An 18,917-nucleotide genomic window follows, 5' to 3' on the forward strand; every position below is an offset into this window, starting at 1 on the left:
ATTGCACAGCGCAAATGGCGCTGCAGCAAGGGTCCTATGGACGGTCCAGGTCAGCAACGCTACCGTTCCCATAACGCGCCGATGACGGAATCGTGGCGCAGTGCCATGGGGCCATTGCCACCGCTCGCATCACCAAGGGCTTGGGGGAAGGAACCAAATTGAGGCTCGTCAAGTCGCTCTCGTTGCGCAGTTGGGCGCTCACCGGCGCCGTTGCTCTTTGCTTTGCAGTGTCCGGCACCGCCACGACGGCGGGAAGTTCCGCACGGGCGAACTCCACCCTCGAAGAACGCAAGCTGCCGATGAAGTTCAGCTGGGTCGCGTGCCAGCCGAATTGCCGGGGCTGGGTATCGGCGGTCGGCATCATCACCGCCGACAGCCCCAAGGAATTCGACGAGTTCGCGCGCAGCCGCCAGCTCAACGGCGCCACCATAGTGCTCGACTCCAGCGGCGGTTCGGTCAATGACGCGATCGCGCTTGGCCGCCGCTTCCGCGGTCTCGGCGCGCAGACCACCGTCGGCACCAGTGTCGTCGGTCAGGGCGCGCAGGGCGATCGCGCCAGCGTGCGGCCCGATGCCTATTGCGAATCGATGTGCGTGTTCCTGCTGTTGTCCGGCAAGACCCGCTACGTGCCACCGGCCGCCCATGTCCGCGTGCATCAGATCTGGATGGGGGACCGCGCCGACGACGCCAAGGCCGCGAGCTACACCGCGCAGGATCTGATGATCGTCGAGCGCGATATCGGCCGCCTTGCCAAATACACTTTCGACATGGGCGGAGCAGGCGAGCTGCTATCGCTCGCGCTCAGCGTGCCGCCGTGGGAAGACCTGCACGAATTGTCGGCGGCCGAATTGCGGCTGACCAATCTCGTCACCACGGATGCGGTCGCCGACGTCCTGCCGCGGCAGGACAATGCAATCCCCGTCGCCGAAGCGAAGCCGAAGAACAACGATCGCTTCGTGAGCAGCGCGATGGAGGGTGAGGCGTTGCCGCAGGCCGCGAAGTCGACCAAGACGGCGGAGGCCGTGGTGCCGACCGGCGGCACCGCAGCGCCCGCGCCGGCGGCGGTCCAGCCGGCGCAGTAAGGTCAGGCTGGCTTACGCCGGCTGCTTGGCCTTGGCCTCGATCTGGCCGATCGCATCGACCACGGCATCGAAGGTCAGCAGCGTCGAGGCGTGGCGGGCCTTGTAGTCGCGCACCGGCTCGAGCAGCGCGATGTCGGCCCATTTGCCGCCTTGCGGGGGCTGGCCGTTTTCCTTCAGCATCTTGCGGACGGTCTCGCGCAGGTCGCGCAGTTCGTCGGCGGTGGAGCCGACCACGTGGCTCGCCATGATCGAGGAGGAGGCCTGGCCGAGCGCGCAGGCCTTCACGTCATGGGCGAAGTCGGTCACCACGGGACCGTCCATCTTGAGGTCGACCTTGACCGTCGAACCGCACAATTTCGAGTGCGCGGTGGCGCTTGCGTCGGGATCGGCGAGCCGTCCGAGACGCGGAATATTGCCGGCCAACTCGATGATCCGCTTGTTGTAAATGTCGTTCAGCATGGGGACAGAAGCCTGGTTCCGGCCGAGCCGGGCGCTCTTGGCGGCTGGGTTTCACCGTCCTATATATGGACGGCATCGCCGGAAGCATAGCCCGGCCATGCGGCCAGCGCGGCCCACATACGCCACGATGGTGCTACAAGAATGGGACTCAGGCGCCCGGCGGGTTCGATAATCCGCCCCGTCTGCCCGGTGACACATCCGGACCTGCGGCAGATGCCAGGGCCGGTCGAACGGAGAAGACATGGACGCCTTGATCAAACCGATTCGCCCCAACAAGCCAGCGGATGTGAAGTCCAGCGAGCTCGACCCCTCAGAATTCCTGGCGGCGGCCGTCCGTGCCGACCAGCCGCGCCCGTCGCGGGCCGAAGCCGAGGACGCCGTCAAGACGTTGCTCGCCTATATCGGCGAGAACACCAGCCGCGAGGGCCTGCTCGACACGCCCCGGCGCGTCGTCGAGGCCTATGACGAGCTCTATCAGGGCTACCATCAGTGCCCGGCCGAGGTGCTCAACCGCACCTTCGGCGAGACCGCCGGTTACGACGATTTCGTGCTGGTGCGCGACATCGAATTCACCTCGCAATGCGAGCATCACATGATGCCGTTCTACGGCAAGGCGCATATCGCCTATACGCCGGTGGAGCGCGTCGTGGGTCTCTCCAAGCTGGCGCGGCTGACCGATATCTTCGCGCGTCGCCTGCAGACCCAGGAGCATCTCACCGCACAGGTTGCGGCGGCGATCGACGAGGTGCTGAAGCCGCGCGGCGTTGCGGTGCTGATCGAGGCGGAGCATACCTGCATGTCGGTGCGCGGCGTCGCCAAGCATGGCGCGTCGACCTTCACCAGCCGCTTCACCGGCATGTTCCGCGACAATCCGGCCGAGCAGCAGCGTTTCCTGTCCCTGGTGCGAGGACCGAACCGGTAACCTCGCATTGTCCTGAGCGAGGTTTTCCGTGTCGGCATCGACCCACGATCACGACCGCGAAGAGGGGCTGGCGTTCCAGCCCAAATTCGACGCGACAGGTCTTGTGACCTGCGTCGCGACCGATGCCGCGACCGGCGACGTGCTGATGGTCGCGCACATGAACGATGAGGCGCTGCGCAAGACCATCGCGACCGGCGAAGGCTGGTACTTCAGTCGCTCGCGCAATGCGCTGTGGCGCAAGGGCGAGAGCTCGGGCCAGACCCAGCGCGTGGTCGAGATCCGGATGGATTGCGATCAGGATGCGGTGTGGATCAAGGTCGAGCAGATCGGCGCCGCCTGCCACACCGGACGGCACTCCTGCTTCTATCGCGCGGTGAAGGGCGAGGGCGGCGAGATCAGGCTGTCCTTTGTCGATGCCGAGCGGCTGTTCGATCCGGCGCAGGTCTATCGCGACTTGCCGGGATGACCAGGTCTTAACGCTGCGTTAACCATAATTGCGGCAGGTTGACCGGACATGGGTGCCGATTGCCGGCACCCCGCAAGGCACCCGGACAGATGGCAGTCGACCTCTCCATTGCGACGGCTTCGGCAGGTGTCGATCCGTCGCGCCTGAAGGTCGCGAGCTCGATCAAGCAGGCGGCTGCGACCACCGGCACGAGCTTCGAATACCTGCTCACCACCGCGAAGATGGAATCCAATTTCAATCCGCGCGCCGGCGCCACCACCTCGTCGGCGCATGGACTTTATCAGTTCATCGACCAGACCTGGCTCGGCACCGTCAAGGAAGCCGGGACCCAGCTCGGCTACGGCCAATATGCCGACGCCATCACCAGGAATTCCGACGGCAGCTATTCGGTCAGCGATCCCTCCGCCCGGAGCGCGGTGATGAAGCTGCGCGACGATCCGGATGCGGCGTCGTCGATGGCGGCGGTGCTGACGCAATCCAACAGCTTCAAGCTCACCGGCACGCTCGGCCGTCGTCCGACCGATGCGGAATTGTACATGGCGCATTTCATGGGAGTCGGCGGTGCCGGCAAGCTGATCTCGAGTGCCGAGGACAGCCCGAGCGCCAATGCGGCGACGATGTTCCCGAAGGCGGCGGCCGCGAACCAGTCGATCTTCTACGACAAGTCGGGCAGCGCGCGCAGCGTCAGCCAGGTCTATTCGGTGCTGACCACGCGCTACGCCGCGGCGGCGAATTCGACCGACACCCGCACCGCCTACGCCGCGGCGGGCGGCGGCGACACCATGAGCCCGTACGCGATCGCAAGCGCGGCGCCGATATCGGCGCCGGCCACCGACACCGCGTTTCTCTCGAGCTTCCCGAACGCCCGCGCAGTCACGCCGCCCGGTGCGGGCGCGCCTGCCGCATCGACGCCGTCGGCGCCGGCCTTCCGCTCGCTCTACCAGGTCGGTGACCGCTCGGAGCCGATCTCTCCCGCCGTGCAGGAACTGTGGGGCAATTCCGGCTCGCTGACGGCGTCGGCGACGCCAAAGGTCCGCGCGCCCGGGCGGCTCGATCTGTTCAGCGATCCCAACGGCACCTACAGCAACAGCTAGCTGATCGGATCAGCCCCGCTATCAACCGATTCCAAAATACCGAGGAACAACCCCATGCAAAGGAGCTGGCGGTGGCCGCGGGCGGCCGAATGACGACTTGACATGTCGGGCAAATCAGCGTCATACTTCCATTATTCCGAAATTGTGCAAACGTCCCGCCCTTGGCGCCGAGCCCCGAGGCGAGCCGAGCCGTGTTAACGAAACGTCAATAATCCCAAACGTTTATGGTGAACCCTTTGTTAAGCGTCATGGTTTATTTTTCCTTGTAGTGGCGTCGTATGTCGATGCCGTTTCGTTGCGTAAGCCGGCAGGACCATGATCGTTCGGCAGTTCATTAGTTGGATTAGGACCGCTCCGGCAGGCGAGCGGGCAGAGGCGACGCGGGCGTTGGCCCGGGCCTGGCTCATTTCAGATCTCTCCGAGGACGACCGCATCGCGGCCGAAGGCGCGCTGCTGATGCTGCTCGACGACCCATCGCCGCTGGTTCGCCAGGCGATGGCCGAGGTGTTCGCCCACAGCACGGAGGCGCCGGCTGCGATCGTGCAGGCGCTGTCGGCCGACCAGCCGGCGATCGCCCTGCCGGTGCTGGAGCATTCACCGCTGTTGGTCGACGCCGACCTGGTCGACATCGTCGCGACCGGCTCCGACGAGATGCAATGCGCCATCGCGCGCCGGGTCAATCTACCGGCCTCGGTTGCAGCGGCGATCGCCGAGGTCGGTTCGGCCGCAGCCGCGCTCGAGCTGATAGAGAATCCCGATGCCGGCCTGGCGCCGTTCTCCTGGGACCGCATCGTCGAACGCCACGGCCATCTCGCGGCCATCAGGGAATCGATGCTGGCGCTGGACGATCTGCCATCGGCGACGCGGCTGGCGCTGGTCGCAAAGCTGTCCGACACGCTGGCGCAGTTCGTCGTGGCGCGGAACTGGCTCGGCGCCGACCGTGCCGACCGCATCGCCGGCGAGGCCAAGGAACGCTCGACGGTGAACATCGCCGCGCGCGCCGTCGGCTACGACATGCAGAACCTGATCACCCATCTGCGCGCCACCGGGCAACTGACCGCCGGGCTGATCCTGCGTGCGCTGCTGTCGGGCAATCTCGATCTGTTCGGCGCCGCGCTCGCCGAACTGTCGGGGCTGCCCTATGGCCGCGTCTCCGCGCTGCTGAACGACCGCGGCGGCAACGGCCTGCAGGCGCTGCTGCGCCGCGCCGGCCTGCCGGAATCCACTTACGCTGCGTTCCGCGTCGCGCTCGAGGCCAGCCATGAGGTCGGCTACGTCGACAGCGGCGACGGCGCGGCGCGGCTGCATCGCCGCATGGTCGAGCGCGTGCTCACCCATTGCGAGACCGATCATTCGGCGGCCGAGCCGCTGTTGATTCTGCTGCGCCGCTTCGCGACCGAGTCGGCGCGCGAGGATGCACGGATGTTCTGCGAGGAGCTCGCCGCCGAAGACGCGATCGCGGTGCTGCCCTACGACGACGATCTCATCGCGGCCTGAGAGGGCCGCGTTTCCAGCAAATGATGGATGCTTGAGAGGCTGCCGCAACGCGGACCGCCGGCAGCAGTGCTATTCGCCGGGCACGATGCTCGGCGCGAGGATGGCCTCGAGATGCTCGGGCCGGTCGCGGTTGGCGTGGGTCAGGAATTCATCGGCGATGCCGCGGAGCTGCTTGCTCAGCACGCCGGCGACAACCGCGGTGTCGAGCTTGGTGCGGTTGCGCACGATCGCCTGCACGGCATTGATGTGGTGGGCAATCAGCTGCGGCGGCACGGCGGCAAGATCCGGCGCGTGCTCGATGATGCGGCACAGGCTTTCGGCGGCGGCTGCCGCCGACGGATAGCCGAATGTCGCGGCATCGCCCTTGATGTCGTGCGCGGCGCGGAACAGCTCGTCGCGGCTCTTGTCGTTGAAGCCGTCACGCAGCACGGTGGCGTGCGCGGCGGAGAGGCGGTCGGCCTCGATCGTCATCCATTGCTTGAACTCGCCCGACAGCCCGGCGAGCGCCTTTTCGGCGCGGCCCACGGGATCGTCGAGATCGCTCTCGGGGACGCGCAGCAGCATCTTGCGCAGCGGATTCGGCTGCGTGATCACGTGATGCGTGCCGAAGCTCTTGACCTCGATCGTCCCAGGTTTGTCTTTCGCCATGGCGATATCCTAAATCGACGAGCGCGCCTTTTCGAGCAGCGACGGCTGTTGCAGCACCTCGACCTCGCCACTGCCGCGGCGCTCGGGGCCAATGTAAGTGTTGGTGGTATTGCGGCGGCGGTCGGGGCCGAAATAGGTCTTGGTCTTGATGAACGGGCGCGGGTTGGCGACAACGTTCATGATGCGCTGGTAGAGGCCCTTGGCCGAGATCGGCTTGGCCAAGAATTCGGTTACGCCGGCATCTCGCGCCACGGTGACGCGGCGCTTCTCGGAATGGCCGGTCAGCATGATGATCGGGGCGTAGGGATTGCCCTTGGATTCCGGCTGCCGGATCATCTGCGCAAGTTCGAGCCCGTCGAAGATCGGCATCGACCAGTCGGTGATGACGATGTCGGGCACATAGTGCGTGTACATCTCGAGCGCGGTGGCGCCGTCCTCGGCCTCATAGACTTCGCGCGCGCCGAACGAATGCAGGAGCGTCCGCAGGATGCGGCGCATGTGCGGATTGTCGTCGCAAATCAAGAACCGCAGCTTGTTGAAATCGATGCGATACATGGTCCGGTCCCGAAGGGGCATACCGGGCCAAACGCGGTATTACCCGACGTTAACCATATCCCGCCCCGGGTTAATGATTGGTTGCCGGCAAGCGGCGCAGCGGATGCGCGGCGCCGTCAGTAGCCGAACTGCTCGCGCAGGATGCGCTCTTCCAGCGAATGACCGGGATCGAACAGCATCCGCATGGCGATGGTCTTGTCGGAGAGGATCTCGACCCGGCGGACGTCGCGGACCTCGTCATGGTCGGCGACCGCGGCGACCGGGCGCTTCTCTCCCTCGATCACCTCGATCACCACGAAGGCGGAGTTCGGCAGCAGCGCGCCCCGCCAGCGCCGCGGCCGGAACGCGCTGATCGGGGTCATCGCCAGCAGCGCCGCGTTGATCGGCAGGATCGGACCCTGGGCCGAGAGGTTGTAGGCGGTCGAGCCGGCGGGCGTCGCCACCAGGATGCCGTCGGCCATCAGCTCGGGCATCCGCTCGTGCTCGTCGATCAGGATGCGCAGCTTGGCGACCTGGTAGGTCTGCCGGAACAGCGCCACCTCGTTGATGGCGTGATGCAGATGCACGGCGCCGTGGATGTCGGTGGCGCGCATCAGGAGCGGATTGATCAGTGACTCCCGCGCGGCGGCAAGCCGGGTGCGCAGATCATGTGTCGAATATTCGTTCATCAGGAAGCCGACGGTGCCGCGGTGCATGCCGTAGATCGGCTTGTTGCTGCGCATGTTGGCGTGCAGCGTTTGCAGCATCAATCCGTCGCCGCCGAGCGCAACAACGACATCAGCATCGGCAGGTAGATGATTGCCGTATATCGCGGTCAGCTCAACGAGCGCGGTCTGCGCTTCCGCGCTCGCACTGGCGACAAAGGCGATCTTGTCATACCGCTTGGGGCTAGCCATTGCTCACGAACTCGTTTGGCCCGGAATACGCCGCGCTCGTCTATACATCCCGGGCGACCTTGTCGAGATGGCCCGGGAACGAACCCATGCCATACCGGTGTCGCCAAGCTAGCGCAGTTTAAGGGTGGAATGCGTAAACATCAGCCCAGGGAGTGAACGGCATGGCTAACAGTTTTGCGACACGGCTCACCGCGGCGTTGCTGGTGGCCTGCCTCGCAACCGCGGTGCGGGCCGAGGACGAAGCCCCGCAGCCATCGCCGTCGCCGAGCGCGCAGGTGCCAGGCAGTCAGAACCCGAGCAGCCAGAACCCAGGCGCCCAGAAGGGGCGGCCCGGGCGCGGCGAGACGGGCGCTGGCGCCAACGCGCCGGCCAATACGTCGACCGCCGAGCAGCATCGCCTGCCGCCGGATTCCACCACGAAGCAATCGGTGGCGCTGCCCGGCCGCACGCTGAACTTCAGCGCGACCGCGGGCTCGATCCGCGTGTTCGACGACAAGGGCGAGCCGCTTGCCGACATCGCATATACCTCTTACCAGCTCGACGGCGCCGACAAGGCGAACCGGCCCGTGACGTTCCTGTTCAACGGCGGGCCGGGCTCGGCGTCGGCCTGGCTGCAATTCGGCAATGTCGGGCCGTGGCGGCTGTCGTTCGATGGCGACGGCGTGGTGTCTTCGGCTTCGCCCGATCTGCAACCCAACGCCGACACCTGGCTCGATTTCACCGATCTGGTGTTCATCGATCCGGTCGGCACCGGCTACAGCCGCTTCGTCACCACGTCCGAGGATGCGCGCAAACGCTTCTTCAGTGTCGATGGCGACGCCAATGCGGTCGCGCTGGTGATCCGCCGCTGGCTGGAGAAATACGACCGGCTGACCTCGCCGAAATACGTCACCGGCGAAAGCTATGGCGGCATTCGCGGGCCCAAGGTGGTGCGCAATCTGCAAATGCAGCAGGGCGTCGGGGTGCGCGGCCTGGTGCTGATCTCGCCAGTGCTGGATTTCCGCGAATACACCGGATCAAGCATCCTGCAGTATGTCGCGAGCCTGCCGACCATGACGGCGGTCGCGCGGCAGGCGAAGGGGCCGGTGACACGCGACGATCTCGCCGACGTCGAGCGCTATGCGCGAAGCGATTTCCTGCTCGATCTCATCAAGGGGCAGGCCGACACCGAGGCGACCACGCGGCTCGCCGACAAGGTCGCAAGCCTGACCGGCATCGATCAGGCGGTGAGCCGCCGGCTCGCCGGCCGTTTCGACATCGGCGAGTTCCGCCGCGAGTTCGATCGCAAGAACGGCAAGGTGACCGGTCGCTACGACGCCTCGGTCGAGGGCTTCGATCCCTATCCGGATTCGAGCTACTTCCATTTCAACGACCCGTCCGGCGATCCTCTGATGGCGCCGCTGACCAGCGCCGCGGTCGACCTCACCACGCGCAGGCTGAACTGGCGGCCGGACGGCTCCTATCAGCTGCTCAGCGAAAGCGTGAACAAGGCCTGGGAATTCGGTCACGGCATCAATCCGGCGGAGTCGGTGACCCAGCTGCGCCAGATGCTGGCGCTCGATCCGAAGCTGAAACTCTTGATCGGCCACGGCCTGTTCGATCTCGCGACACCGTACTTCGCCTCGAAGATCATCCTCGATCAATTGCCCGCCTTCGCGGGTCCGAGCCGCACCAGGCTCGTGGTCTATCCCGGCGGCCACATGTTCTACTCCCGCGACGCCTCCCGCCAGGCATTCCGCAAGGAGGTCGAGGCGCTGATGCGGTGAGGGGTGTCTGGCGAGTTAGCGAGGATGGTTCTCGATTGCATGGCCACCACCGCCGGTGTCATCAACCGCGAAAGCGGGATCCAGTATCCCAGAGACGGTCGTGCTTGAGCCGAGGGGCCGCGGCGTACTGGATCGCCCGCCTTCGATCCGGGCGATGACAGCTGAAGACGAGGACGCAGCTTCGCGTTCTCGCGACATGACTAGCCATAGGTCTCCACGATGAAGTCGATCAGCGCCCGCAGCTTTGGCGTCATCTTGCGGTGCTTCGGCCACAGGATCTGGCGCGCGCGGGCGTGTGTCGTGTAGTTCGGCAGCAGCACCTGGAGCCGGCCCGCGGCGATGTCGTCGGCCAGCAGCTCGTCGCGCATCAGCACGATACCGGCGCCGGCGAGCGCCGCGTAGCGGATGCCGAACGCGCTGTTGATGAACAGGCGGCTCGTGACATCGACATGCACTTCGCCCTGCGGTCCGAGGAAGCTCCATCGCTGCCCGTCGGACCACCCGGGATAACGCAGGCATTCATGGTGAGCGAGGTCGGCCGGATGGGTCGGCGTGCCGCGTTCGGCGAGATAGCCGGGCGCGGCGCACACCACGGCCGTGTAGGGCGACAGCGAGCGCGACATCATGCTGGAGTCGGTCAGTGTGCCGACGCGGATCGCGGCATCGAGCCCTTCCTCGAGCAGGTCGACCATCCTGTCGCTGAGGATGAGGTCGACCGAGACTTCCGGATATTGCTTCATGAAGCGGACCAGCGCGGGCGCCAGGCTGTACGATCCGAAGGCGACCGAGGTCGCCACGCGCAGCTTGCCGCGCGGCGCACCCAGAGCCTCCTCGACCAGCGCATCGCCGGCCTCGGCCTGCTCCAGCAGCTGCTTGCAATGATCGAGATAGCTGCGGCCGAGCTCGGTGAGGCCCTGTCGTCGCGTCGACCGGTTGATCAATTGCGAACCGAGCCGGTCCTCGAGAAAACGGATATGCTTGCCAATCATGGTCGGCGACATCCGCAATTCCTTGGCGGCCGCGGTGAAGGAGCCGAGATCCGCGACGCGGGCGAACACGGACATGCTGGTCAGTCGATCCATGATTATAAACCAATGGTAATTTCACTGCGGATCAAAGCGCCGCTTATGAGGCGCAAGATTTCTATTTATTACCATGAGTGAGCAATCGGCGCGATAATGCATTCGATTGCTTCGAAATACCGCCGAATTCGCCCCGAGGGACGCGATCCCGCGCGAGGGCTCGAACCAGGACAGGAGTGTCAGGATGCCTTTCCAGATCACGATCAACGGGACCAGTCATCAGGTCGATGCCGACGGCGACACGCCGCTGCTGTGGGTGCTGCGCGACGTGCTCGGCATGACCGGCACCAAATTCGGCTGCGGCATGGCGCTGTGCGGTGCCTGCACGGTGCATCTCGATGACGCCGCGGTGCGCTCCTGCATCACGACGATCGACAGCATCGGCGACTCCAAGATCACGACCATCGAGGCGGTCGGCGGGACGCCAGCCGGCAGGAAGATCCAGGACGCCTGGCTCGCCCATGAGGTGCCGCAATGCGGTTACTGCCAGTCCGGGCAGATCATGTCGGCGGCTGCCTTGCTCGCCGGCAAGCCGAAGCCGAGCGACGCGGATATCGACGACGCGATGTCGGGCAACATCTGCCGCTGCGGCACCTATGTGCGCATTCGCGAAGCCATCAAGCAAGCCGCACAGTCGGGAGGTTGAGCCATGACGCTAATCGACAATCTGTCTGAGCGCGCCGCCGACCTGTCGCGGCGCAACTTCCTCCGCGCCGGCGCGATCGCAGGCGGCGGACTGCTGCTCAGCGTGAGCCTGCCGTTCGCGGGCCGCGAGAGCGAGGCCGCGGCCGCCGACGGCTTCGCACCGAACGCCTTCATCCGGATCGGCGGCGACGGCAAGGTCGTGCTGACCATGCCCTATGTCGAGATGGGGCAGGGCACCTACACCTCGATCCCGATGCTGATCGCCGAGGAGCTCGAAATCGGACTGAACCAGGTTCAGCTCGAGCACGCGCCGCCGAGCGACAAGCTCTATGCCAACCCGCTGCTCGGCGTGCAGGCTACCGGCAACTCCAATGCGATGCGCGGCGCCTGGCAGCCGATGCGGAAAGCCGGCGCCACCGCGAAGGCGATGCTGGTCGCAGCCGCGGCGAAGCGTTGGAACGTCGAGCCCGCCTCCTGCCGCGCCGAGAACGGCGAGGTGCATCACGCGGCCTCGGGACGCAAATTGGGTTATGGCGAGCTCGCGGCCGATGCGGCGCAGATCCCGGTGCCGGAGAATGTGACGCTGAAGCGCCCGGCCGAGTTCAGGCTGATCGGCACGCCGGCCAAGCGGCTTGATACGCCCTCGAAGATCAACGGCACGGCGGTCTACGGCATCGACGCGCGGCCACCCGGCGTGAAGATCGCGACGCTGGCACAGTCGCCGGTGTTCGGCGGGCGGGTGAAGCGCGTGGACGACGCGGCGGCAAAAGCCGTCAACGGCGTGCGCCAGATCGTGAAGCTCGATGACGCAGTCGCCGTGGTGGCCGATCACATGGGCGCGGCGAAGAAAGGTCTAGCGGCGCTCACGGTCGAGTGGGACGAGGGACCCCACGCCAGGCTCGCCACGGCGGATATCGCGCGCGAGCTCGAAGCCGCCACCACGAAGCCCGGCGCGGTCGCGCAAAATATCGGCGACGCCGACAAGGCGATGGCAGGTGCCGCGACCAAAGTCGAGGCGACCTATCAGCTGCCGTTCCTCGCCCATGCCACGATGGAGCCGATGAACTGCACCGTGCATGTTCGTGCCGATGGCTGCGAAATCTGGGTCGGCAACCAGGCGCTTTCGCGGGTGCAGGCGGTGGCCGCGAAGATGCTGGACCTGCCGCCGGAGAAGGTGGTGGTGCACAATCATCTGCTCGGCGGCGGCTTTGGCCGCAGGCTCGAGGTCGATGGCGTCATTCGCGCCGTGCAGGTCGCCAAGCAGGTCGATGCGCCGGTCAAGCTGGTGTGGACCCGCGAGGAGGACATTCAGCACGACATGTACCGGCCGTACTGGTGTGACCGGATTTCGGTCGGGCTCGATGCATCCGGCAAGCCGGTCGCGTGGAACAATCGCTTTGCCGGCTCGTCCGTGCTGGCGCGCTGGGCGCCGCCGGCGTTCCGCAACGGTCTCGATCCCGACACGACGGAAGGCGCGATCGATCTCGTCTACGACATCCCGAACTTCCACGTCGAATATGTCCGGGTCGAACCACCCGGCATTCCGACTGCGTTCTGGCGCAGCGTCGGGCCCTCGCACAACGTGTTCGTCACCGAGAGCGTGATCGACGAGATGGCCGCGGCCGCCAAGCAGGATCCGGTCGATTACCGCAAGGCGCTGCTCGGCAAGTCGCCCCGCGCCAGGGCAGCACTCGAATTGGCGGCGGCCAAGGCCGGCTGGGGCGGCAAGCTGCCGGCCGGCCGGGGACGCGGGGTGTCGTTGCAATTCGTGTTCGGCAGCTACCTTGCGCAGATTGCCGAGGTCGAGGTGGCCAAGGACGGTTCGGTCCGCGTCCACCGCGTCGTCTGCGCGATGGACTGCGGCACCGTGGTCAATCCCGACACGGTGCAGGCGCAGCTGCAGAGCGGCATCAATTTCGGCGTCACCGCCGCGCTCTATGGCGAGATCACGCTGAAGGACGGTCGCGTCGAGCAGAGCAATTTCGACAGCTACCAGATGCTGCGCATCGATCAGGCCCCGGCCATCGAGGTCCATATCGTGCCGAGCACCGAGCCGCCCGGCGGCATGGGCGAGACCGGGACATCGGGCATCGTGCCGGCCATCAGCAATGCGATCTTCGCAGCGACCGGCAAGCGGCTGCGCAAGATGCCGGTCGATCCGGCGGTGTTGAAGCAGGCCTGACGCGCGGCACTGGCGCGATCGTGAAGTCGCACGGATTTGCAGGTTCCGCTGATCCGTGCGACAACCGGGCATGCATCTGAGGCGGCTCGCCAACCTCTGGATTCTGTTGCTGGTCGCGGCCGGGCTGTTGCTCGCGCCCGTGGCGCCGGCGTTTGCCCGGATGATGCCGGATGCATCAGCCGCCGCGATGCCGGCCGATCATGCCATGTCAGATCATGACATCTCCGGGCTGGCGATGGCCGACGACATGCCGTGCTGTCCGGACCAGACCAAGAGCAAGGGCTGCGAAGACTGTCCTTTCCTCGCACTCTGCATGCTGAGCGTTTCGCTGCCGGTTCCAGCCGGCACGGCGTCGCTGGTCAAGCGTGATCCGCGGCTGAGCCGGTTCGCCGCGCGTGACGATCGTTTGCTCGACGATCTCGGCGCCAAGCCTCCCGATCATCCACCTCGAACCCTGGTCTGACGGGCGCGCAAGCGCCTGATCGCTGACGCGTGCGCCAGACGGCGCGCGTGCCTTTGCACGCCGCTGAGCGGTTCATTAGACCTATCGAGGATCACAACCAATGAAGTCTTTCCATCTCGCGCGCGCCGCTGCGGCCGCGCTGATCGGCGTTGCCCTGGCCGGCGCACCCGTCCACGCCGAGATCAAGAACTACGAATTCCAGCTCGTGCAGCCGACCGTCAAGGCCGGTGCCGATCGCATCGTGACGGTGCGGCTGGTCGACAAGACCACCGGAAAGGCCGTGCCCGACGCGGTCATCTTCTCGACCCGGCTCGACATGGCGCCCGACGGCATGCAGGAGATGGCCACCAAGGTGACGCCGATGCCGGGCACTGAGCCTGGCACCTACCGGTTCAAGGCGACCTTCGGCATGGCCGGCCGCTGGCAATTGTCGCTCGGCGCGAAAGTGCAGGGTGAGACCGGCTCGGTCGAAAACAAGCTCGTCGTCACGGCCGAGAAATGACCCGCCTCATCTGGGCCGGCGCTGCCGCTGCGATCGCCGCAGCGGCAGGCCTCGCATGGATCGGCCGCGGCCTGCCGCCGCGACCGGCGACCGCTGCCATCGTCTCCGTAGCGCATGCGGCGGAGAGCGCCGCGCCGAGCTATTACCGCGATCCCGACGGCAAACCGCTTTATTCCGCGACGCCAAAACAGACGTCCGATGGGCGTGATTATCTGCCGGTTTATCCGGATGCCGACAGCGAGTCCGCTAAGCCTGCGCAGCCGGCGGAGATGAAGGCCGCGGCCGCGAAGGGCGAGCGCAAGGTCAAATATTATCGCAACCCGATGGGCCTCCCCGATACTTCGCCGGTGCCGAAGAAGGATTCCATGGGGATGGATTACATCCCCGTCTACGACGGCGAGGACAGCGACGATGTCTCGATCACGCTGTCGCCGGGCAAGATCCAGCGCACCGGCGTCAGGTCGGAAGCCGCGCAGATGCGCCGCATCCGCACGCTGGTGCGGGCGCCCGGCACGATCCAGCTGGACGAACGCCGTGTCTCCGTCATCGCGATGCGCGCCGAGAGTTATGTGCAGGGCGTTGCCGACGTCACGACCGGCAGCCGGGTGACCAAAGGCCAGCCGCTGATGGAGATCTACAGCCCGGCGATCTCGTCCGCTGCGGCCGAATATGTCGCGACCATCTCCTCGAAGGCGACCGCCGGGATCGAGCCCTATGGGCGCGGCTCAAAACAGCGGCTGACCAATCTCGACGTGCCTGAGCCCGTCATCGCCGAGATGGAGAAGAGCCGCACGGTTCCGATCGCGATCCAGTGGCTGTCGCCGCGCGACGGCATCGTGTTGCAGCGTGCCGCGATCGAGGGCATGCGGGCGCAGCCCGGTGACGTGCTGTTCCGGATCGCAGATGTGTCGGTGGTGTGGGCGCTGGTCGATGTCGCCGAGCGCGATCTCGGCAGCATCGTGGTCGGGCAGCAGGTCACGGTCCGCGCGCGGAGCTATCCGGGCCGCAGCTTCACCGGCCGGATCAGCGTGATCTATCCGCAGGTCAACAAGGAGACGCGCACCGCGCGGGGGCGGATTGAATTGCAGAATGCCGATCTCGCGCTGCTTCCCGACATGTATGTCGACGCCGAGATCGACACCGGCAGCGCCGCGCCGGTGCTCACCGTGGCCGACAACGCCATCCTCGACACCGGCAGCCGGCAGACCGTGCTGCTCGACCGCGGCAACGGCAGGTTCGAGCCGCGCGAGGTGAAGCTCGGACGGCGCGGCGAGGGCCATGTCGAAATCCGCGACGGCCTCGCGGAAGGAGACGCGGTGGTCACGTCGGCGACCTTCCTGATCGATGCCGAAAGCAATTTGAAAGCTGCGATCAAGGGCTTTGCCGAAGCCGGCACGAAGCGGGCGGCGGGCGAGAGCGGGATGGCGGATGGAGGCAAGCCATGATTGCCCGCGTCATCGTCTGGTCGGCACGCAATCTGCTGCTGGTGCTGTTCGGCACCGGCCTTGCGGCGGCCGCCGGCCTCTATGCGCTCATGCATTTGCCGCTCGATGCGATCCCCGATCTCTCCGACACCCAGGTCATCGTCTACACCGAATATCCCGGCCAGGCGCCGCAGGTGATCGAGGACCAGGTCACCTATCCCCTGACCACGGCGATGCTGACGGTGCCGAAGTCGAAGGTCGTGCGCGGCTTCTCGTTCTTCGGCGTCTCCTTCGTCTATGTCATCTTTGAGGACGGCACGGATATCTACTGGGCGCGCTCGCGCGTGCTCGAATTCCTCAACGGTGCCGCGGCGCGGCTGCCGGCCGGCGTGTCGCCGACCATCGGCCCTGATGCGACCGGGGTCGGCTGGGTCTACCAATATGCTGTCATGTCGAAGCAGCTCAATCTGGCCGATACCCGCACCATCCAGGACTGGAACCTGAAATTCGCGCTGGCCAGGGCGGAAGGCGTCGCCGAGGTCGCGAGCGTCGGCGGCTTCGTCAAGCAGTACAACGTGATCCTCGATCCGCAGCGAATGCGCGACCGCGGCATCACCATGCAGCGGATGCGTGATGCGATCCGCGCCAGCAATGCCGATGTCGGCGGCCGCACCGTCGAGCTCTCCGAGTTCGAATATGTCATCCGCGGCAAGGGCTATTTGAAGGACATCAACGATCTCGGCAACGTCGTGCTGAAGATCGACAACGGCACGCCGGTATTGCTGCGTGACGTCGCCCGGGTCGAGCTCGGCCCCGACGAGCGGCGCGGCATCGCCGAGCTCAACGGCGAGGGCGAGGTCGCAAGCGGCATCGTGCTGCAACGCTTCGGCGTCAATGCGCTCGACGTGATCGAGAACGTCAAGAAGCGCTTCAACGAGATCGCAACCAGCCTGCCGACATCGGTCGAGATCGTGCCGGTCTATGACCGCTCCAATTTGATCTATGCGGCGATCGAGACGCTGAAGCGCACGCTGCTCGAGGAGAGCATCGTGGTCGCGCTGGTCTGCATCGTGTTCCTGCTGCATGTCCGCAGCGCGCTGGTCGCGATCTTGATGCTGCCGGTCGGCGTGCTGATGGCGTTCGGCGCGATGAAGTTTTTCGGCATCGGCTCCAACATCATGAGCCTCGGCGGCATCGCGATCGCGATCGGCGCCATGATCGACGCGGCGATCGTGATGATCGAGAACGCGCACAAGCACCTGGAGCGGGCGGAGCCCGACCGGTCGCGGGTCGCGATCCTGATCGACGCTGCGGCGGAAGTCGGACCGGCGCTGTTCTTCAGCCTGCTGATCATCACCGTGTCGTTCATGCCGATTTTTACGCTGGAATCTCAGGAGGGGCGGCTGTTCTCGCCGCTCGCCTTCACCAAGACGTTCGCGATGGCGGCGGCGGCGCTGTTGTCGGTGACGCTGGTGCCGGCGCTGATGGTGATCTTCGTCCGCGGCAGGATCATTCCCGAGCACAGCAATCCGATCAACCGCTTCCTGATCTGGATCTACCGTCCGGTCATCAACGGCGTGCTGCGGGCGAAAGCGCTGGTGATCATGCTCGCGCTCGGCGCCGTCGCCGTCTCGATCTGGCCGGCGCGGCAACTCGGCACCGAGTTCATGCCCGACCTCAACGAGGGCACGCTGCTCTATATGCCGACCACGCTGCCGGGCATTTCGGTGACCAAGGCGGCCGAGCTGTTGCAGATGCAGGACCGGATCATCCGGAGCTTTCCGGAGATCGTGTCGGTCTACGGCAAGGCCGGCCGCGCGGCGACTGCGACCGATCCGGCGCCGTCGGAGATGTTCGAGACCGTCGTCAACCTCAAGCCGAAGCAGCAGTGGCGCAAGGGCCTCACGCTCGACGGCTTGATCGCCGAGATGGACAAGGCGCTGCAATTCCCCGGCGTCTCCAACGCCTGGACCATGCCGATCAAGGCGCGCATCGACATGCTGTCGACCGGGATACGCACCCCGGTCGGCGTCAAGGTGATCGGTCCCGATCTCACCGTGATCGACAAGCTCGCCCGCCAGGTCGAGCAGGTCGTGAAGGGCGTGCCCGGCACCTCGTCGGCCTATGCCGAGCGCAGTCTCGGCGGTTACTATCTCGAGATCACGCCGAACCGCGAGGCGTTGTCGCGCTACGGCATCGCGGTGCAGGACGTGCAGGACACGATCGCGACCGCGCTCGGCGGCCAGAGCGTGACCACGACGGTGGAGGGACGCCAGCGCTTCACCGTCAACATGCGCTATCCGCGCGATCTGCGCGACAATCCCGGTGCGATCGCAAGCGACATCCTGGTGCCGATGCCGGCGGGCGGGGCGGTGCCGCTCGGCGAGGTCGCCGATATCAAGCCCGGCCGCGGGCCGACCACGATCCGGACCGAGAACGGGCAGCTCGCGACCTACATCTATGTCGACATCCGCGATCGCGATCTCGGCGGCTATGTCGCGGATGCACAACGCGCGGTGCAGGCCGGCGTGCAGTTTCCGCCCGGCACCTATCTGGTCTGGAGCGGGCAGTACGAATATCTCGAACGCGCCACCGCGCGGCTCAGGATCGTGGTGCCGGTGACGCTTCTGATCATCTTCCTGTTGCTCTATCTCAACTTCCGTTCGGTGGCGGAGACCATGATCGTGATGCTGTCGCTGCCGTTCGCGCTGGTCGGCGGGCTCTGGCTGATGTGGGCGCTCGGTTTCAACCTGTCGGTCGCGGTCGCGGTCGGCTTCATTGCGCTCGCCGGCGTTGCGACCGAGACCGGCGTGGTGATGCTGATCTACCTCAATCACGCGCTGGCCGAGATCACCGCGCATCGCGCCGCCGAGGGACGGCAAGTCGATCGCGACGATCTCAATCGCGCGATCATCGAAGGCGCGGTCGAGCGGGTGCGGCCGAAGATGATGACGGTGGTCGCCATCATGGCCGGGCTGTTGCCGATCATGTGGAGCACCGGCACCGGTTCCGAGATCATGCAGCGCATCGCGGTGCCTGTGATCGGCGGCATGATCTCGTCGACCTTGCTGACGCTGATCGTGATTCCCGCGATCTTCGCCGTCGTGAAGGGCATCGAGCTTCGGGCGCGGCTTCCTGAACGAGATGCCGCTGTGGCCGCCGCGCGACAGCAAGCACGGTTGTGAGCGGAACACGGAGCCTGCTTGCGATTGGGGCTGGATGAACGATACCCTG

Annotated in this window: 17 protein-coding genes; 12 read left to right on the top strand and 5 right to left on the bottom strand. The window is 65.9% G+C overall.

The features are described 5' to 3' along the window. The first annotated feature begins 158 nt into the window (after nucleotides 1-158). Nucleotides 159-1,082: a COG3904 family protein gene (locus ACVIW0_RS14930; protein WP_461353023.1), complete on the top strand. Its 924-nt coding sequence runs from the start codon at nucleotides 159-161 to the stop codon at nucleotides 1,080-1,082. Between the two features lie 12 nt (nucleotides 1,083-1,094). On the opposite strand, the gene ACVIW0_RS14935 is transcribed toward ACVIW0_RS14930, so the two are convergent. Then, entirely contained in the window at nucleotides 1,095-1,541 is a 447-nt protein-coding gene (locus ACVIW0_RS14935; protein WP_212015155.1) for an iron-sulfur cluster assembly scaffold protein, read from the bottom strand. 241 nt (nucleotides 1,542-1,782) lie between these two features. Between ACVIW0_RS14935 and folE the strand changes: the two genes are divergently transcribed. The 4 genes from folE to ACVIW0_RS14955 all read left to right on the top strand — a co-directional run bounded on the left by folE (nucleotide 1,783) and on the right by ACVIW0_RS14955 (nucleotide 5,520). Continuing rightward, nucleotides 1,783-2,463, top strand: coding sequence for a GTP cyclohydrolase I FolE (folE, locus tag ACVIW0_RS14940; protein ID WP_461353024.1), 681 nt, complete (start codon nucleotides 1,783-1,785; stop codon nucleotides 2,461-2,463). Between the two features lie 28 nt (nucleotides 2,464-2,491). After that, nucleotides 2,492-2,929 (top strand): phosphoribosyl-AMP cyclohydrolase, encoded by a 438-nt coding sequence (gene hisI / locus ACVIW0_RS14945; protein ID WP_461353025.1) that lies wholly within the window; start codon nucleotides 2,492-2,494, stop codon nucleotides 2,927-2,929. Between the two features lie 89 nt (nucleotides 2,930-3,018). Beyond that, a complete protein-coding gene (locus ACVIW0_RS14950; protein ID WP_461353026.1) occupies nucleotides 3,019-4,023 on the top strand; it encodes a transglycosylase SLT domain-containing protein in 1,005 nt (334 codons plus the stop codon). 315 nt (nucleotides 4,024-4,338) lie between these two features. Then, complete coding sequence (locus ACVIW0_RS14955; RefSeq protein ID WP_461353027.1) at nucleotides 4,339-5,520, top strand: DUF2336 domain-containing protein; 1,182 nt, start codon at nucleotides 4,339-4,341, stop codon at nucleotides 5,518-5,520. A 69-nt stretch (nucleotides 5,521-5,589) separates the two neighbouring features. Here the strand turns inward: ACVIW0_RS14955 and ACVIW0_RS14960 are convergent, their stop codons facing one another. From ACVIW0_RS14960 to ACVIW0_RS14970, 3 genes are all read right to left on the bottom strand, one after another. Next, entirely contained in the window at nucleotides 5,590-6,168 is a 579-nt protein-coding gene (locus tag ACVIW0_RS14960; protein ID WP_461353028.1) for an Hpt domain-containing protein, read from the bottom strand. Between the two features lie 9 nt (nucleotides 6,169-6,177). Beyond that, the gene (locus tag ACVIW0_RS14965) at nucleotides 6,178-6,723 is read right to left on the bottom strand and encodes a response regulator (protein ID WP_279709728.1); all 546 of its coding nucleotides are present in this window, start codon (nucleotides 6,721-6,723) and stop codon (nucleotides 6,178-6,180) included. Nucleotides 6,724-6,839: 116 nt separating this feature from the next. Beyond that, complete coding sequence (locus ACVIW0_RS14970) at nucleotides 6,840-7,619, bottom strand: NAD kinase (protein ID WP_461348615.1); 780 nt, start codon at nucleotides 7,617-7,619, stop codon at nucleotides 6,840-6,842. A 161-nt stretch (nucleotides 7,620-7,780) separates the two neighbouring features. Here ACVIW0_RS14970 and ACVIW0_RS14975 point away from each other — a divergent pair, with 161 nt between their 5' ends. After that, entirely contained in the window at nucleotides 7,781-9,385 is a 1,605-nt protein-coding gene (locus ACVIW0_RS14975) for a S10 family peptidase (protein WP_461353029.1), read from the top strand. Between the two features lie 200 nt (nucleotides 9,386-9,585). Here ACVIW0_RS14975 and ACVIW0_RS14980 read toward each other — a convergent pair whose 3' ends face one another. Then, nucleotides 9,586-10,467 carry a LysR substrate-binding domain-containing protein gene (locus tag ACVIW0_RS14980; RefSeq protein ID WP_461353030.1) on the bottom strand — a complete coding sequence of 294 codons (882 nt, stop codon included), beginning with the start codon at nucleotides 10,465-10,467 and terminating at the stop codon, nucleotides 9,586-9,588. A gap of 184 nt (nucleotides 10,468-10,651) precedes the next feature. Here ACVIW0_RS14980 and ACVIW0_RS14985 point away from each other — a divergent pair, with 184 nt between their 5' ends. The 6 genes from ACVIW0_RS14985 to ACVIW0_RS15010 all read left to right on the top strand — a co-directional run bounded on the left by ACVIW0_RS14985 (nucleotide 10,652) and on the right by ACVIW0_RS15010 (nucleotide 18,868). Beyond that, on the top strand, nucleotides 10,652-11,113 hold the full coding sequence (locus ACVIW0_RS14985) for a (2Fe-2S)-binding protein (RefSeq protein WP_461353031.1): 462 nt from the start codon (nucleotides 10,652-10,654) through the stop codon (nucleotides 11,111-11,113). 3 nt (nucleotides 11,114-11,116) lie between these two features. Continuing rightward, nucleotides 11,117-13,294 (top strand): xanthine dehydrogenase family protein molybdopterin-binding subunit, encoded by a 2,178-nt coding sequence (locus ACVIW0_RS14990; protein WP_461353032.1) that lies wholly within the window; start codon nucleotides 11,117-11,119, stop codon nucleotides 13,292-13,294. A 70-nt stretch (nucleotides 13,295-13,364) separates the two neighbouring features. Continuing rightward, nucleotides 13,365-13,757 carry a hypothetical protein gene (locus tag ACVIW0_RS14995; protein WP_461353033.1) on the top strand — a complete coding sequence of 131 codons (393 nt, stop codon included), beginning with the start codon at nucleotides 13,365-13,367 and terminating at the stop codon, nucleotides 13,755-13,757. A gap of 100 nt (nucleotides 13,758-13,857) precedes the next feature. Then, nucleotides 13,858-14,259, top strand: a complete 402-nt coding sequence (locus tag ACVIW0_RS15000) for a FixH family protein (protein ID WP_461353034.1) — start codon at nucleotides 13,858-13,860, stop codon at nucleotides 14,257-14,259. Next, nucleotides 14,256-15,704, top strand: a complete 1,449-nt coding sequence (locus ACVIW0_RS15005) for an efflux RND transporter periplasmic adaptor subunit (RefSeq protein WP_461353035.1) — start codon at nucleotides 14,256-14,258, stop codon at nucleotides 15,702-15,704. Before ACVIW0_RS15000 ends, ACVIW0_RS15005 begins: the two co-directional genes overlap by 4 nt. Next, nucleotides 15,701-18,868, top strand: coding sequence for an efflux RND transporter permease subunit (locus tag ACVIW0_RS15010; protein WP_461353036.1), 3,168 nt, complete (start codon nucleotides 15,701-15,703; stop codon nucleotides 18,866-18,868). The genes ACVIW0_RS15005 and ACVIW0_RS15010 overlap by 4 nt, the downstream gene beginning before the upstream one ends. Nucleotides 18,869-18,917 lie beyond the last annotated feature (49 nt).

Source organism: Bradyrhizobium sp. USDA 4454, from assembly GCF_054822705.1.